Raw genomic sequence first — 15,430 nt, 5'->3', positions numbered from 1 at the left:
CCAGCGCGCGGCTCAGCGGACGCCGAGCAGGTCCACCACGAAGATCAGCGTCTCGCCCGGCTTGATGACCCCGCCCGCGCCCCGGTCGCCGTAGCCCAGGTGCGGCGGGATGGTCAGCTTGCGGCGGCCGCCGACCTTCATCCCCTGCACGCCCCTGTCCCAGCCCGCGATGACGCGACCGGCGCCGAGCGGGAACCCGAAGGGCTCGCCGCGGTTCCAGGAGGCGTCGAACTCCTCGCCGGAGGAGAACGCGACCCCGGCGTAGTGCACGCTGACGACCTGGCCCGCCTTCGCCTCGTCGCCGTCGCCGACCGTGATGTCCTCGATCACCAGGTCCGCGGGCGGCGGGCCGTCGGGGCGGTCGATCTCGGGCTTCTGCAGCGCCATGCTCTGCTCCAATACCTCGTTGTGCTTGCCGCTGCATCCTCCCGCGCGCGCCACCGCGACGCGCGATGACCCCCGCCCGGGCCGGTGTGCCGACAGGACTCGTCGAACGGGAACGCCGCGGGCGGTAACACCGCCCCGCGCCCGAGCGACGTAGGGGGTGCGGCCTTGCCACCCCCCGACGGCAGGGCCGCGCTTTCGTGTCCGCCCTCCTGCCGAACCCTGTTCGGCCGAGTGGCCCGGTCCGGGTGGACCTTTCCGACGCAGTTCGCTGATCGACACCGGAACGCCGTACCGAATTCACGCCACAGTGCGTTATCGCGTGGCAGCCTTCACTCGATCGTGAACACTTAGTCACTTTGCGTCGACCCCGCTGGGTCGGCCGTCGGGGAAGGGACTCAAGCCCGTGCGCCAACGCCGCTGGACCCTCTTATCCACGTTCTCGGCCCTCGTGGCCGTCCTCACCACAATGGTCGCGCTGCAGGCCCCTGCCGCAGGCGCCGCCACCCCGCTCACCGTCGCCCAAGCCATCGCGCAGCAGGGCGGCGGCACCGCCACCGTCCGCGGCTACGTGGTCGGGCAGCCGACGGCCACCAACACCGTCATCCGGTCGAACTACCCCTCGGACTACGCGCTGGCCATCGCCGACACCGCGGCCGAGACCGGCACCACCCGGATGATCTACGTGCAGATCCCCACCGCCCACCGCTCCGGCTACGGGCTCAAGTCCAACCCCTCCCTGCTGGGCAAGCAGCTCGACGTCACCGGCACGCTGGGTGCCTACTTCTCGCACCCGGGCCTGACCTCGACCACCGCCTTCGCCACGGTCGGCGGCAGCACCCCGCCGTCGAGCACCACCACCCCACCGACCAGCGCGCCCGGCGGCGGCAGCGGTGACTACGACAGCACCTACTACGCGAGCGCCCTGGGCAAGACCGGCCCCGCCCTGGAATCGGCGCTGCACAACATCATCAGCACCGGCGTCACCAAGCTCAGCTACGACGCGGTGTGGGCGGCGCTGAAGAACACCGACCAGGACCCGAACAACAGCGGCAACGTCATCCTGGTCTACTCCGGCCGATCCCAGTCCAAGTCCACCAACGGCGGCGGCGTCGACGACTGGAACCGCGAGCACGTCTGGGCCAAGTCCCACGGCGACTTCGGCACCGCCACCGGCCCCGGCACCGACATCCACCACCTGCGCCCCGAGGACGTCTCGGTCAACTCCACCCGGGGCAACAAGGACTTCGACAACGGCGGTTCCCCCGTCACCGAGGCCTCCGGCAGCTACACCGACGCCGACTCCTTCGAGCCCCGCAACGCGGTCAAGGGCGACGTCGCCCGGATGATCTTCTACATGTCCGTCCGCTACGAGGGCGGCGACGGCTGGGCCGACCTGGAGGTCAACGAAAGCACCTCCAACAGCAGCAACCCCAACATCGGCAAGCTGTCGGTGCTCAAGCAGTGGAACGCCCAAGACCCGCCGGACGCCTTCGAGAAGCGGCGCAACCAGGTCATCTACGACACCTACCAGCACAACCGCAACCCGTTCATCGACCACCCCGAGTGGGTCACGTCGATCTGGGGCTGACCCCCACCCAGGCCGCGGCGGGCGCTCAGCCCTCCAGCGCGAGCGCCTGCCGCAGCCACCCCGCGAACACCGCGGGATCGATGTCCGATGCGGACCGCAGTCGCACCTGCGCCATCCGGTTCGACATCGCCTCCAACCGCCCCGAAGCGTCCTCGACGTCTTGCCCCCGCCACAGGGCGAACGCCACGTGCGAGCCGTGGGCCTTCACGAAGCACACGCGCGCCTTGCCCACGCTCCAGGTCGGCGCACCGTGGAACAGCCCCTCGGTGGCCTCCGGCAGCGCACCGGACAACACCGGCCGCATCCCCTCCACGATCTCCCGCAGCGGCTCGGCGAGCGCGGCGGTGTACTCGTCCACAGTGGCGAACTTCGGCATGGCGGGCTCCTCTTCTCGGACTCTCACCCCTGCGTCGAACGGCCCGCCCCGAAAATCGACACACCCTGAGAACTTTCTCCGGCAAGGTCGAACCACCCAGTTCGGCCACGACCTCCGCCACCGGGCCTGCGGTTTTCGGGTGGTCGGCGGCTGGGCCGGAGGGGTTCGGGGTGGCAGGCAGCCAGGGCGCGGTTGGTCAGGGCGGGGTTGGTCAGGCCCTGGGCTGGATGTGTTGGGGTTGCTCGTATCGCTGAGATCAGGTGTTCGGGGTGACCGTGGCCCACCACAGGTGGTCGCGGGCCCTGGTGGCGGCGACCAGCTTCCGCCGCTCGCCCAGGCGACCCCCCTCGTCGTCGCGGTCCGGGGGTTCGCCGGTGTTGACCACCAGGACCGCCTGGAAGTCCAGGCCCTTGGCCCGCAGCACGGTCCCCACCTTCACCGTGCCGTCCGGTTCGCCGGTGTAGCGCTCCAGCGGGGTGACCGCGACGCCCGCCTTCTCCAGGACCGCGCGGCACCGGGCCACCGCCCCCCGACCGAAGGCGATCACGGCGGTGCGGTCCGGGTCCACCCGCAGCGCCCGCACCGCGCCCACGAGCGCCGCGGGCAGTTCCGCGTCGGTGCCGCGCCAGGTGGTGACCGTCCCACCGGGGGAGTGGGCGGCCTCGGCGTCGCGGAGGGCCACGCCCGCGCCGCCGTCGAGGTCGTCGATGGTGTCGGTGGCCTCGATGCGGCGGGCGAAGTCGAGGATCTCCGTGCGGTTGCGGTAGTTCACGCGCAGCACCTCACCGCGGCCCAGGATGGGGATGCCCGCCTCCGACAACCGCCAGCCACCGGGGTAGACCTGCTGCTGGCCGTCGCCGACCAGCAGGAGGCGATCGGGGCCGTCGCCCGCCAAGCGGTGCAGCAGGCGGAGACCGACCAGGGGGAGGTCCTGCACCTCGTCGACCACCACGGCGGCGTAGGGGCGCTCCGGTGGGCGGCGCCGGACCTCGCGGTCCGCCAGGGTGATCACGTCGGTGAAGTCGCAGGCACCCCGGCGGGCCAGTTCGTCGCGGTAGCGGTCGTGCAGGCGCCAGACCGCCTCGCGCTGCGACTCGGTCAGGCGGAGGCGGCGCCCGCGCCTGGGCACCGCCAGGTACTCCTCGAAGGTGCCCACCCCGCGCCCGCCGATCACCTGCGTCAGCTCGTCGCGCCAGTAGCCGGAGGTGGGCTCGACCGGTTGGAGGTGCACCCGCTCCCGCAGCCAAGCCTGGCCGAACGCCGCGTCGACCACCTTGCTCTGCAGCAGCACGGCGGTGCCCCTGGCGCGCAGGAACTCCACCGCCCAGGCATGCAGGTTCGTGAACTCCACCCGGCCGTCGAGTTCCGGTGCCAGGGTGCGGAAGGCGCGCGCGTGCACCTCCGGCAGGGTGCGCACGAACGTGGTGAACAGCAACGGCCCGCTGTGCCTGCGGGCGAGGTGGCGCAACCGGTGCAGCGCCACCACGGTCTTCCCCGTCCCGGCGGGCCCACTGATCCGCGCCGGACCGCTGTAGCGGCGGGTCACCAACCTGCGCTGCGACGGGTGCAGGAACGTCAACCAACTCTCGAACGGCCGGTCCCGCGCGGCATCCACCACGTCCGACACGACCACGCCGCCGTCGATCAACTCCCCCTGCTCCGGTGCGGGCGGGACAGGCCCGACGGACAACCGCCGGTAGGCCCGCAACCGCTTGGCCAACTCACCCGCCACCCGGTTCGCCGCAGCCGCACTGAGGTGCCTGGTCTCCCGGGTGGTGAGCACGGCCAACCCGGTCTCGTTCACTGCCTGGTAGAGCCGGTCGTCCCGACTCCAGGTGGGCTCGGCCCCGGGCCGCACCCACACCACCCCGACCGCCGTCGACGGGAACTCCCGCCCACCCGGCCCGCGCAGCCCGGCACAGTGCTCCTCGGCGTGGCGCACCAACGCCCGCCCGGTCCCGGCGTCCGGCGCCAGGTCGTCGACCACCACGGCGCGCACCCCACCCCGGCTGACCTGGAACGCGTCCGGCTCACCCGCCGCCCGCCCCACCCGGACGAACAACCCACCCCCGGTCGCGGTGTGCTCCAGCAGCGCCGCCAACACCCGCCGCTGCCCGGCATCCAACCCGGGCACCCCGGCGACCAGCTCCACCGCACCCGGCACGCCGCACCCCCCGTCTGTGACCCTGGGTAACCAATCTAGCGCGTAATGGTCATCCGCAGCCCGCCCAATCCACATCAATGGGTGCAAAGCAGTTGGCGTGGCGTCTGGAAATGCGTGGTTACGCTCTCGACATGCGTAGAATCAGTCGGAAGGAGTTCTGTGCCAACTCCACTGCCGCTATGGATGCCGTCCAGGAAGGCGAGACGTACCGCATCACCTGCAACGGTGTTGAGGTCGCTGAATTGGGCCCGCTTCCGCGCAGACGGCGGATGACGGCCGAAGAGTTGATGCGGCGCCACCGGCGGCTGCCCAGCATTGGAAGCGCATCACTGCGGCAGGAAGCTGATGAGTTCTTCGGTTCTGAGGAACGCGTCAGCGACAGCGATCCGTGGAAGCGTCCACCTGGCTGAGCGCATCGGGCAGGTGCTCCGGCGAGGAGATATACCGGCCCGCTCGCCGGAGCGCCCGACATTCACCTACCAACCGCGCTCGCGCCACATGTGGAGCTTCGGGCGCTCGTTGCCCAGGGTGCCGTCGTCGCCGTGGCCGGGGTAGAACCAGGTGTCGTCCGGGAGGGTGTCGAAGAGGCGGTGCTCCACGTCGTTGATCAGGGACTCGAAGTCCTCCGGGAGGGTGGTCTTGCCGACGCCGCCCGGGAACAGGGAGTCGCCCGTCCACAGGTGAGGGGTGCCCTCCGGGTCGCGGTACAGCAGGGCGATGGAGCCGGGGGTGTGGCCGCGCAGGTGGATGACCTCCAGCTCGACCTCGCCCACCGCGATCTTGTCGCCGTTGATGACCAGGCGGTCCGGGGGGATGGGGAGGGGGCCCGCGTCGTCGTTGTGGGCGATGGTCTCGGCGCCGAACTTGCCCGCGATGGCGCCGAGGGCCTGCCAGTGGTCGCCGTGCTGGTGGGTGGTGACGATGGTGCGCAGGGTGGGGCGGTCGGGGCCGGAGCCGATCAGGTCCGACAGCCGGTCCGGGTCGTTGGCGGCGTCCACCAGCAGCGCCTCGCGGGTGGCGGGGCAGGTCAGCAGGTAGGCGTTGTTGTCCATCGGCCCCACCGAGACCTTCGTCACCTCCAGGGTGCCGAGGGTGCGCCGGGCGGCCGGTCCACCGGGTTCGACGTGGCCGGTGTAGTCGTCGAGGAAGTCCACGCCGACCGACGCTAGCGCACGGCCGGGCCGGGTACCCGTTTCAGATGCTCGTACCCGGGGAACGTACCCTGTTACCAACGCGTGATCCGCTAACACGAGCCCCCGTCGCCGAACACCTGTGAGCACGTGGACACCACTGAGACAGCGAACCAGAAGCGGTCCCCGCGCAAGATCAGCTGGGACGTGATCCGGGTGTTGGCCGTCTACTCGGTCGTCATCCAGCACATCACGCACCAGTCGCCGATCAACCACCCCGAACTGGGTCCCTACCCGTTCGTGCTCCCGCTGCAGTTCGGCGCGAGCACCCTGCTGGTGATCTCCGCGTACTTCGTCTGCGTGACCGTGCGGCGCGGGAACACCGGCACCTGGCTGTGGAACCGGCTGGCCCGGCTGCTGCCCGCCTACCTGGTGGCGGTCGTGCTGACCTACGCCGTGTCCCGGGCGGTGGCGCCGCTGTTCGGCTGGTACCTGCCCACCCCGACCGACCTGCTGGCGAACCTGTTCCTGGTGCAGGCGTGGTCCCCGCAGTTCCACTGGGTCGACGCCTCCTACTGGACGCTGCCGGTGCAGGTCATGGCCTTCTTCGTGGCGGCGCTGCTGTGGCCGCGCGGCTGGGGGCGCGGCGCGAAGCTGCCGGTGCTGCTGTGGACCCTGATCCTGGCACCCCTGGTGATCCGGTTCCTGTGGCGCGGCGACGGCGCCCAGCAGTGGGTCATCTCCGTGTTCGACGGCCTCGCGCTGCACCGGGTGGCGCTCTTCGGCGTCGGCACGGCGATCTGGCTGTGGACCAAGGGCCGGTTCTCCGGCAGGCACCTAGCTTTCTACCTGCTCGCCGCACTGGTCGCCCAGGACGCGCACGCGTACTTCGCCGACACCCCGTCGACGATCGCCTTCGGCGTCATCCTGCTCGGCATCGTGGCCGCCGCGGGCGGGCCGGACTGGGACCTGCCTGTGCTGCGCTCACTCGCCGGGCCGATCCGCTGGCTCGGCGGCATCTCCTTCGGCGTCTACCTGGTGCACCAGGAGCTGGGCTTCGTGCTCGCCCGGTTCCTGCTCGACGCCGGGGTGGGCGCCTGGGGCAGGCTGGTCCTCTGCACGGCCATGGCCGTGCTGGCCGGGTGGGCGATGACCCGGCTGGTCGAGGCGCCCGCGCACCGCTGGCTGACGACGGTCTGGCCGAGGCGCTGGGCCGCCGCCAAGAACACCGCGCTGGCGGCGGCCGAGGCGCTGCGCGAGCTGCCCCAGGTGCCTCAGCCCCAGGCCGCGAGCTCCGGCGGCTCCCCGCTAATGCCGGACGCGTCGCCCCTGGTCAGCCACGCCAGCACCGCGGTGCCCGAACCGCGCAACTCCTCGGCCCCCGGGGCCGCGGCGATGGCCAGTTCCCAGCGGCGCTGAGCCCCACCGGCCAGTTCGGCCACCAGCACCACCGGCTCGCCGTCCACCCGCGCCAGGTGCGGGCGGACGGCGTGGTCGAGCAGCCGCTCCAGCGCCGCGTCCGGCACGTCGGCGTACCCCACGCCCACGTCCAGGTCGACCAGGTGGTTCCACGCCTCGAACAGGGCCATCTCCACGACCTGCTCCGCCGGGAACGCGCGGCCGGTGTAGTGGGCGACCGTGGCCGACCACTGGTCGTCGGCCAGGCCCTCGACCGCGACGTGGAAGCGGTCGCACGCGGCGCCCAGGTCCTCGCGGATGACCTGGGCCAGCCGGTCGGCGCCCGCCTCGATGTCGGCGTCGCGGTCGGCGCGGCTGGGGTAGGCGGGGTGCTCGATGCCGGTCCTGGCCCAGGTGAGCAGGTTCACCAGGGCGTCGGCGCTGCGCGCGAGGTGGCTCACCAGGTGCGCCCTGCTCCACCCCGGCAGCAGGCTCGGCGCCCGGAACGCGTCCTCGTCGAGCCCGGCGACCCGCTCGCGCAGCACCGACCAGGCCTGCCGGAGCAACCCGTGGGCCGACGCGGCGCGGTCGGCCGCGGTCGAACGGTCGGGCGTACGCTGGTCCGGCGGACCGCCCCGGCCCACCGCTGAACCGGCCGACGTGCTCGCTGCACTCATCCAGACCCCCGGCTGCCTCGTGCGGGCGCGGCGCACCCGTCACCACCCAGGGTAGGCGTCCGCGCGTCACCGGCGGGTAGACCCGGGTTGGGGTGCGGGCCGGGAAGCGGTCGGCGAGAATTGTCGGTGCCCCGTCCTAGCATGACCGCCTGCCGCCGAAGTGGGTGCCACCCGCACTGCCGCGCGCCTCCGACCAGGGGCCGCACGCCCGCCGCCGGCAGCCCGACCAGCAGTTTTCTACCGAAGGGACCTCAGTGGCCGACCGCCTCGTCGTTCGCGGCGCCCGGGAGCACAACCTGCGCGGCGTGGACATCGACCTGCCCCGCGACAGCCTCATCGTCTTCACCGGGCTGTCCGGCTCCGGCAAGTCGAGCCTGGCCTTCGACACCATCTTCGCCGAGGGGCAGCGGCGCTACGTCGAATCGCTGTCGGCCTACGCCAGGCAGTTCCTCGGCCAGATGGACAAGCCGGACGTCGACTTCATCGAGGGCCTCTCGCCCGCGGTGTCGATCGACCAGAAGTCGACCAGCCGCAACCCGCGGTCCACGGTCGGCACCATCACCGAGGTCTACGACTACCTGCGGCTGCTCTACGCGCGCGCGGGCAAGCCGCACTGCCCCACCTGCGGTGAGGCGATCAGCAAGCAGACCCCGCAGCAGATCGTCGACCAGGTGCTGGCGATGGAGGGCGGGCTGCGCTTCCAGGTGCTCGCGCCGGTCATCCGCAGCCGCAAGGGCGAGTACGTCGACCTGTTCTCCTCGTTGCAGGCCCAGGGCTACTCCCGCGCCCTGGTCGACGGCACCGCGCACTCGCTGGCCGACCCGCCGAAGCTCAAGAAGCAGGAGAAGCACGACATCGCCGTCATCGTCGACCGGCTGGCGGTCAAGTCGAGCTCCAAGCAGCGCCTCACCGACTCGGTGGAGACCGCGCTGCGCCTGGCCGACGGCCTGGTGGAGCTGGACTTCGTCGACCTCGACGAGAAGGACCCCGGCCGCCGCCGCGGCTTCTCCGAGAACCTGGCCTGCCCGAACGGGCACCCGCTGGGCCTGGAAGACCTCGAACCGCGTTCGTTCTCCTTCAACTCCCCGTATGGCGCCTGCACCGTGTGCACCGGCCTGGGCATCCGCAAGGAGGTCGACCCGGAGCTGGTCGTCCCCGACGACGAGCTGTCGCTGCTCGACGGCGCGATCGCCCCGTGGGCGGGCGGGCAGACCGCCGAGTACTTCACCCGGCTGCTCACCTCGCTGTCGGAAGCCCTCGGGTTCCGGATGGACACCCCGTGGCGGCGGCTGCCCGCGAAGGTGCAGAAGGCGGTGCTGCACGGCGTCGACGAGCAGGTCCACATCCGCTACAAGAACCGCTACGGCCGCCAGCGCTCGTACTACGCCGCGTTCGAGGGCGTGATCCCGTTCCTGGAGCGCCGCCAGGAGCAGACCGACTCCGAGTCGCAGCGGGAGAAGTACGAGGGCTACATGCGGGAGGTGCCCTGCCCGGCCTGCCAGGGCACCCGGCTCAAGCCGGAGATCCTGGCGGTCACCCTCCAGCACGCCCAGGGCGACCGGTCCATCGCCGAGGTGTCGGCCATGTCGATCGGGGAGTGCTCGGCGTTCCTCGACGCGCTGACCCTGGGCAAGCGCGAATCGATGATCGCGGGCGCGGTGCTCAAGGAGATCCAGGCCCGGCTGCGGTTCCTGCTCGACGTCGGCCTGGACTACCTGTCCCTCGACCGGGCCTCCGGCACCCTGTCCGGCGGCGAGGCGCAGCGCATCCGGCTGGCCACCCAGATCGGCTCCGGCCTCGTCGGCGTGCTCTACGTCCTCGACGAGCCGTCGATCGGCCTGCACCAGCGCGACAACCACCGGCTCATCGAGACCCTGACCCGGCTGCGCGACCTGGGCAACACGCTGATCGTCGTCGAGCACGACGAGGACACCATCCGCACCTCGGACTGGATCGTCGACATCGGACCGGGCGCTGGCGAGCACGGCGGCAAGGTCGTGCACAGCGGCACCTTCAAGAACCTGCTGCGCAACAAGGAGTCGCTGACCGGCGCCTACCTGGCCGGTCGCAGCAAGATCGACGTGCCGGACCTGCGCAGGCCGATCGACAAGAAGCGGCAGTTGACCGTCGTCGGCGCCCGCGAGCACAACCTGCGCGGCATCGACGTGGCGTTCCCGCTGGGCTGCCTGGTGTCGGTCACCGGCGTCTCCGGCTCGGGCAAGTCGACCCTGGTCAACGACATCCTGGCCACCGTCCTGGCGAACAAGCTCAACGGCGCCCGCCAGGTGCCCGGGCGGCACACCCGGATCAACGGCCTGCAACACCTGGACAAGCTCGTGCAGGTCGACCAGTCCCCGATCGGGCGCACCCCGCGGTCCAACGCCGCCACCTACACCGGCGTGTTCGACCACATGCGCAAGCTGTTCGCCTCCACCACCGAGGCGAAGGTGCGCGGCTACCAGCCGGGCCGCTTCTCCTTCAACGTCAAGGGCGGGCGCTGCGAGGCGTGCGCGGGCGACGGCACGATCAAGATCGAGATGAACTTCCTCCCCGACGTCTACGTGCCCTGCGAGGTCTGCAAGGGCGCCCGCTACAACCGCGAGACGCTGGAGGTGCACTACAAGGGCAAGACCATCGCCGAGGTGCTGGACATGCCCATCGAGGAGGCGGCGGAGTTCTTCGAGCCGATCAAGTCGATCCACCGCCACCTGCAAACCCTGGTCGACGTCGGCCTGGGCTACGTCCGCCTCGGCCAACCCGCCCCGACGCTGTCCGGCGGCGAGGCGCAGCGGGTGAAGCTCGCCAGCGAGCTGCAGAAGCGCTCCACCGGCCGCACGGTCTACATCCTCGACGAGCCCACCACGGGCCTGCACTTCGAGGACATCCGCAAGCTGCTGGGCGTGATCAACGGCCTGGTCGACAAGGGCAACTCGGTGATCGTCATCGAGCACAACCTCGACGTCATCAAGACCTCCGACTGGATCGTCGACATGGGACCCGAGGGTGGTTCCGGCGGCGGGACGGTCGTCGCCGAGGGCACACCGGAGGACGTGGTGCAGGTCGCGGAGAGCTACACCGGGCAGTTCCTGGGCAAGGTCCTCTGATCGACCGGGCCGCGCACCGTGCCCGTTCCCACCCGAACGGGCACGGTGCGCATCCGTACGCCGTTCCCGGCTCACAGCCGGTGACGGTTGCCCGCGAGATCTGGACACGTGTATCCCGGTGTCCGATGCTTGCTCCTACCTCGTAGACGCGGTCACCCGACCCCGTCGCCCGCGAGGAGGTCACCATGCCCGACATCCGGGAACTCGAAGCGCGGGTCCTCCCGCACGCGCGGCTCACCGCCGCCAGGCTGGCGCTGCTCGGCGACGACGACGAGCGGCTGTCCACCTGCGAGGTCCTGCGGGGGATCACCGGCTCCGCCGACTTCCGGTTGGTGCCCGACCGGACCCGGGGCCGGGCCGGGAGCAGGGGGACGGTGCGTGCGCGCTGAGGGAGTCCTGGACCAGGACGCCGCCGTGGACGAGACCGCCCCCGGCACCCGCGCGCTGCTGCTGCGCAGGCTGCGCGCCGAGTTCGGCGACCGGGTCGCGCTGGACCGGGCGGCCCCGGTCCCGCCCTCGGCCCGGCTGGCGGTGGCCGTCGGCGGCGGCGTCCGGGTCGACGTGGAGTTCCCGCGGTGGGCACGGGCCAACCGGCTGCGCGCGCTGACCGTGGAACTCGACGGCGGCACCGCGCTGGTGGGTCCGCTGGCCGTCCCCGGCCGCCCCGGTGGCCCCTGCTGCGCCCGGGCCCGCAGGCTCGCCGCCGCCGCGGCCACCCGGGACCGCTCGGGCTCCGCGCCCCCGGCGCCGCTGGGCTCGGTGCCCGACCGGGTCGTGCGCCTGGTCGCCGCCCTGCTCGACGGCGCCACCGACCTCGTCGACCACCTGGCCGAACTGGTCGACGGCGCCGACCCGCTGTGGCACCGGGTGATCCCCCTCCCGGCCTGCGGCGTCTGCGGCGGCGCCGACGGCATCGGCACCGTCGGCCTGCCCCCGGGCGACGACCCGGCGGAACTGCTGGAGGCGCTGGCGGGCTGGGTCGACCCGCTGACCGGCGTCATCCCGTGGCTGTCCCTGCGCCGCCCCCTCGGCCCCGGCCCGGGCCTGCCGTTCGTGGCGACAGCCGCCCCACCGCACCTGCTCGACGCCGACGGCACCCCCCGGGCCACGCCCGCGGGCTGGGGCAACGGCACCACCCGCCGCGCCGCCCTGGTCGCGGCCGTCGGCGAGGCCGTCGAGCGCTACTCGGCCTCCCTGCCCGACCCGGACCGCCTGGTGTGGGCCCGCCCGGCCGACCTGGACGGGGAGGTGCTGGACCCGCGCGAGTTCCCGCTGTACGAACCGGAGCAGTACGCGACCCCCGGCTTCGGCCACGTCCCGTTCGACCGCCGCGTCGACCACCCGTGGGTCCGCGGCACCTGGCTCACCACGGGCGCCCCGGTGTGGGTGCCCGCCGTCTTCGCCTACCTGGCGCTGACCGTCCTCCCGGAACACCTCATCTGCCAGGGCACCTCCAACGGCCTGGCCGCGGGCACCGACGCCGACTCCGCCGCCACCCGGGCCACCCTGGAACTGGTCGAGCGCGACGCGATGATGGCCGCCTGGCTCACCGGCGCCCGGGGCCGCTTCGTCGACCTGGACGACACCCTCGACCCGGACCTGCGCGCCACCCTCGACGCGCTGCAGGGCATGGGCCCCTCGGTCGAGGTCCACCTGCTGCCCACCTCCACCTACGGCACCACGGCGGTCGCCCTCGCCATCGGCGACGGCCGCCGCTGGCCCGGGGTCAGCCTCGGCCTGGGCACCGACCGCAGCCCCCGCACCGCCATCCGCCGCGCCGTCCTCGAACTCGCCCAGACCGCCCCCCACCTCGCCCGCGTCCTCCGCGAGGGCCACCACCCCGTCCCCGGCCGCCCCAGGGGTGTCCGCGAGGTGCTCGACCACGCCGCCTACTACTTCCCGGTCGAGCGCATCGCCGCCTTCGACCGCCTCCGCTGCGGCGGCACCACCACCCTGGCGGCCCTCCCCGAACCCACGTTCCCCACCACCCGCGACGACCTCGCCACGACCCTGGCGAACAAGGACATCCGGGTCGCCCTGGTCGACGTCACCAGCGCCGACGTGGCCACCGGCCCGTTCCGGGTGGTCCGCGCGGTGAGCCCCGACCTGCAACCCACCAGCCACGGCCACGGCAACGACCGCTCGCTGGTGGCCAGGCTCAGGCACGCCCGCGTCCCACCGCCCCGCAGGCTCATCCACCCGGTCTGGTGAGGACCGGCAGCGGCGGGTTCGAGGCGCACCGCTGCCGGTCGTCGCCTCAGCTCCCCGCGCGCAGCGTCCCCTCGGCGTAGCGGGCCCGGCAGGCGGAGCGCTGGATCTTGCCGCTGGAGGTGCGCGGCACCTCACCCGGCCCCAGGATCACCACGTCGTGGATCGCCAGGGCGTGCGCCCCGGAAACCGCGGATTTGACCGCGGCGGCGACTTCGGCGTGGTCGAGGTCGTCTGCGGTGAATTGCTTGGCCCGCTCGGCGACCACGACGGCCAGTTCACCGGTCTCACCGGGAACGGAGAACGCGCCCACGGTGTGGCGGCGGATGGCCGGGTGCGCCTGCTCGGCGGTGTACTCGATGTCCTGCGGGTAGTGGTTGGTGCCGTCGACGATGATCAGGTCCTTGATGCGCCCGGCGATGAACAGGTCGCCGTCGAGCAGGACGCCGAGGTCGCCGGTGCGCAACCAGCCCGCGCGGCCCCAACCGGGGTCGACCACGGTGCCGTCGGCGTCGGTCAGGGTGGCCTCGAAGACCTCGTGCGAGTCGTCCTTGCCCCAGTAGCCCTGCCCGACGTTGGGCCCGCTGGACCAGATCTCGCCGACGTGCCCCTCGGGCAGCGCGACCCCGGTGGCCGGGTCGGCGATGCGGACGAACTGCCCACCCGCGCCCTGCCCGGCGGAGACCAGGGTGGTGCCCTGCTCGGCGTGGACCGCCCGCCCCGCGGCGAGGCTGACCCGGTCGAGGGTGACCTCGCGCGGCGCGCGCCCCGCAGGGGACACCGAGACCATCACGACGGCTTCGGCGAGGCCGTAGGTGTGCCGGTGCACGCGGCGGTCCAGGCCGTTGTCGGCGAAGGTGGCGTAGAAGGTGTCCAGCGTCTTCGACATCACCGGCTCAGACCCGTCCCCGAGCGAGACGACGTGGTCGAGGCGCAGCCCGGCGCGCTCCTCGGCGGTCATGCGGGAGGCGACGTAGCCGTAGGCGAAGTTCGGGGCCGCCGAAACCACCGGCCCCTCCACCCCGGCGATCTCCTCCAACCAGCGCTGCGGGCGGAGCACGAACGCGATCGGGTCCATCAGCAGCGCGGTGAACCCACCGAGCACCGGGGTGGCGAGCCCGACGACCAGGCCCATGTCGTGGAACAGCGGCAGCCAGCACACCGAGGTCGTCTGGCCCTGCTCGCACTCGTAGGCCTCGTAGCCCTGCGCGGCGTTGGCCACCACGTTGCCGTGGGTGATCACGACACCGGCCGGGGTCCGGGTCGACCCGGAGGTGTACTGCAGGTACGCCACGTCCTCGGCCCGCAGGTCAACCGGCTCGGCACCGGCCCCGGTCCCGCTCGTCGCCACCACGTCCACCGACCCCAGCTCCGGCCCCGCCAGCTCCCGCTCGCGCAGGAACGACTCGACGGCGTCGGCGTGCGCACTGGTGGTCAGCACCAGCTCCGGGGCGCAGTCGGCCAGCACCGCGGCGAGCCGGTCGGTGTGACCGGGCAGCGGGTTCGGCTCGAACAGCGGCACCGCCACCAGCCCCGCCCGCAACACACCCAGGAAGGCCACCACGTAGTCGGTGCCCTGCTCCACCAGCACGGCCGCCCGCGCACCCCGGGCAGCCCGCTTCTGGCACCACGCCGCCACCGCGTCCACCCGGGCATCGAGTTCACCCCAGGTCAGCTCGGTGACCTCCCCCTCGGGGTCGACCCGGTGGTCGACGAACGCCACCGCCCGCTTGTCACCCTGCGTACGAGCCCACCTGGCCACAGCGGCGGGCAGCGACACGTCCCCGCCGTCGACCGAGTCCGGTGTCCGCCGCAGCCGCCCGTGGGTCGAAGTCATCGTGGTGCCTCCATCGTCCGGTTCGCGTCGGACATCCGTGCCGCCCCCCGGAACCCGCGCAGCTCCTGGTGCTGGTGGGTCCGGAAGGGCGTGTCGGGTGAGCAGAAGTCGATCGTGCTCAGGATGTCCGCGCAGTCGACCCTAACCGCGCAGGACGCGGAGTCGCCATAGGACACCGCCTCGGTCACACCAAGCGACAGTACTGTCGCCCTCTGGTGCGAAGCATCCGAGATCATCGAATGAATTCTCCACTCTTGAAAAGGATCTCGCATTGAACACGAACAAAGCCGACATCTCGGCTCCGTGGCAATATCTATCTCGAGGTCTGCCACGTTGGTGTTGTCAACTGAATGGAAGAGGACAGACACTGATGCAACGGCTAAACTTGTACCTGGTGTGGAATGCCCATGGGGAAGCATGCACTGTGTGTACGACTACGCCTGTGACAATCGACAGAACTTGCTGTAGAGGGACAGGCCTACCTAGGCTGGCGAAGGCACGACGACCACCTGCCGCAGCCGCGTAGATCCTCTGACTTCCTGACGATTCCCGCAAAACCCT

General features: G+C 71.9%; 12 protein-coding genes and 2 pseudogenes. 7 read left to right on the top strand and 7 right to left on the bottom strand.

Going from position 1 to position 15,430, the window contains the following annotated elements:
• Positions 1-12: 12 nt before the first annotated feature.
• A complete protein-coding gene (locus tag DFQ13_RS24855; protein WP_110081536.1) occupies positions 13-387 on the bottom strand; it encodes an FKBP-type peptidyl-prolyl cis-trans isomerase in 375 nt (124 codons plus the stop codon).
• Between the two features lie 466 nt (positions 388-853).
• Between DFQ13_RS24855 and DFQ13_RS36010 the strand changes: the two are divergent.
• Together DFQ13_RS36010 and DFQ13_RS24850 are read left to right on the top strand one after the other, a co-directional pair.
• A pseudogene (locus DFQ13_RS36010) lies at positions 854-1,195 on the top strand (DUF6359 domain-containing protein); the annotation flags it as partial.
• On the top strand, positions 1,184-1,975 hold the full coding sequence (locus DFQ13_RS24850; RefSeq protein ID WP_407643205.1) for an endonuclease I family protein: 792 nt from the start codon (positions 1,184-1,186) through the stop codon (positions 1,973-1,975). The pseudogene DFQ13_RS36010 and the gene DFQ13_RS24850, both read left to right, overlap by 12 nt.
• Positions 1,976-2,000: 25 nt before the next feature.
• Here the strand turns inward: DFQ13_RS24850 and DFQ13_RS24845 are convergent, their stop codons facing one another.
• Both DFQ13_RS24845 and DFQ13_RS24840 read right to left on the bottom strand, forming a co-directional pair.
• Positions 2,001-2,351, bottom strand: coding sequence for a DUF1801 domain-containing protein (locus DFQ13_RS24845; RefSeq protein WP_035285093.1), 351 nt, complete (start codon positions 2,349-2,351; stop codon positions 2,001-2,003).
• A gap of 256 nt (positions 2,352-2,607) precedes the next feature.
• A complete protein-coding gene (locus DFQ13_RS24840; RefSeq protein ID WP_146241355.1) occupies positions 2,608-4,515 on the bottom strand; it encodes a UvrD-helicase domain-containing protein in 1,908 nt (635 codons plus the stop codon).
• A 179-nt stretch (positions 4,516-4,694) separates the two neighbouring features.
• On the opposite strand from DFQ13_RS24840, the gene DFQ13_RS24835 reads away from it, so the two are divergent.
• Positions 4,695-4,925, top strand: coding sequence for a PhdYeFM domain-containing protein (locus tag DFQ13_RS24835; RefSeq protein WP_233438565.1), 231 nt, complete (start codon positions 4,695-4,697; stop codon positions 4,923-4,925).
• Positions 4,926-4,991: 66 nt separating this feature from the next.
• Here the strand turns inward: DFQ13_RS24835 and DFQ13_RS24830 are convergent, their stop codons facing one another.
• On the bottom strand, positions 4,992-5,669 hold the full coding sequence (locus DFQ13_RS24830) for an MBL fold metallo-hydrolase (protein WP_035285097.1): 678 nt from the start codon (positions 5,667-5,669) through the stop codon (positions 4,992-4,994).
• Between the two features lie 126 nt (positions 5,670-5,795).
• On the opposite strand from DFQ13_RS24830, the gene DFQ13_RS35275 reads away from it, so the two are divergent.
• Positions 5,796-7,064 (top strand): acyltransferase family protein, encoded by a 1,269-nt coding sequence (locus DFQ13_RS35275; protein ID WP_110081533.1) that lies wholly within the window; start codon positions 5,796-5,798, stop codon positions 7,062-7,064.
• Here DFQ13_RS35275 and DFQ13_RS24820 read toward each other — a convergent pair.
• Positions 7,037-7,720: pseudogene (locus DFQ13_RS24820) on the bottom strand (maleylpyruvate isomerase N-terminal domain-containing protein); the annotation flags it as partial. The gene DFQ13_RS35275 and the pseudogene DFQ13_RS24820 overlap by 28 nt on opposite strands.
• A 254-nt stretch (positions 7,721-7,974) precedes the next feature.
• Here DFQ13_RS24820 and uvrA point away from each other — a divergent pair.
• The 3 genes from uvrA (at position 7,975) to DFQ13_RS35680 (ending at position 13,035) form a co-directional block, all read left to right on the top strand.
• Positions 7,975-10,824, top strand: a complete 2,850-nt coding sequence (uvrA, locus tag DFQ13_RS24815; protein ID WP_110081532.1) for an excinuclease ABC subunit UvrA — start codon at positions 7,975-7,977, stop codon at positions 10,822-10,824.
• A 185-nt stretch (positions 10,825-11,009) separates the two neighbouring features.
• Positions 11,010-11,213: a hypothetical protein gene (locus DFQ13_RS34095; protein WP_035285107.1), complete on the top strand. Its 204-nt coding sequence runs from the start codon at positions 11,010-11,012 to the stop codon at positions 11,211-11,213.
• Positions 11,203-13,035, top strand: coding sequence for a YcaO-like family protein (locus DFQ13_RS35680; RefSeq protein WP_110081531.1), 1,833 nt, complete (start codon positions 11,203-11,205; stop codon positions 13,033-13,035). Before DFQ13_RS34095 ends, DFQ13_RS35680 begins: the two co-directional genes overlap by 11 nt.
• A gap of 46 nt (positions 13,036-13,081) precedes the next feature.
• Here the strand turns inward: DFQ13_RS35680 and DFQ13_RS24800 are convergent, their stop codons facing one another.
• Both DFQ13_RS24800 and DFQ13_RS34535 read right to left on the bottom strand, forming a co-directional pair.
• Positions 13,082-14,869 carry a fatty acyl-AMP ligase gene (locus DFQ13_RS24800; RefSeq protein ID WP_110081530.1) on the bottom strand — a complete coding sequence of 596 codons (1,788 nt, stop codon included), beginning with the start codon at positions 14,867-14,869 and terminating at the stop codon, positions 13,082-13,084.
• Entirely contained in the window at positions 14,866-15,057 is a 192-nt protein-coding gene (locus DFQ13_RS34535) for a hypothetical protein (RefSeq protein ID WP_146241353.1), read from the bottom strand. The genes DFQ13_RS24800 and DFQ13_RS34535 overlap by 4 nt, the downstream gene beginning before the upstream one ends.
• Positions 15,058-15,430 lie beyond the last annotated feature (373 nt).

The sequence above is a fragment of the Actinokineospora spheciospongiae genome (assembly GCF_003182415.1).
Classification (GTDB): Bacteria; Actinomycetota; Actinomycetes; order Mycobacteriales; family Pseudonocardiaceae; genus Actinokineospora; species Actinokineospora spheciospongiae.
The sequence above is the reverse complement of the archived record's forward strand: the minus strand, read 5'-3'. Positions and strand labels throughout refer to the sequence as shown.

Bases quoted from the DNA above. Each gene is read 5' to 3' on its own strand.
- DFQ13_RS24855 (WP_110081536.1), bottom strand. From the start codon at position 387: ATGGCGCTGCAGAAGCCCGAGATCGACCGCCCCGACGGCCCGCCGCCC.
- DFQ13_RS24845 (WP_035285093.1), bottom strand. From the start codon at position 2,351: ATGCCGAAGTTCGCCACTGTGGACGAGTACACCGCCGCGCTCGCCGAG.
- DFQ13_RS24835 (WP_233438565.1), top strand. From the start codon at position 4,695: ATGGATGCCGTCCAGGAAGGCGAGACGTACCGCATCACCTGCAACGGT.
- DFQ13_RS34095 (WP_035285107.1), top strand. From the start codon at position 11,010: ATGCCCGACATCCGGGAACTCGAAGCGCGGGTCCTCCCGCACGCGCGG.
- DFQ13_RS24800 (WP_110081530.1), bottom strand. From the start codon at position 14,869: ATGACTTCGACCCACGGGCGGCTGCGGCGGACACCGGACTCGGTCGAC.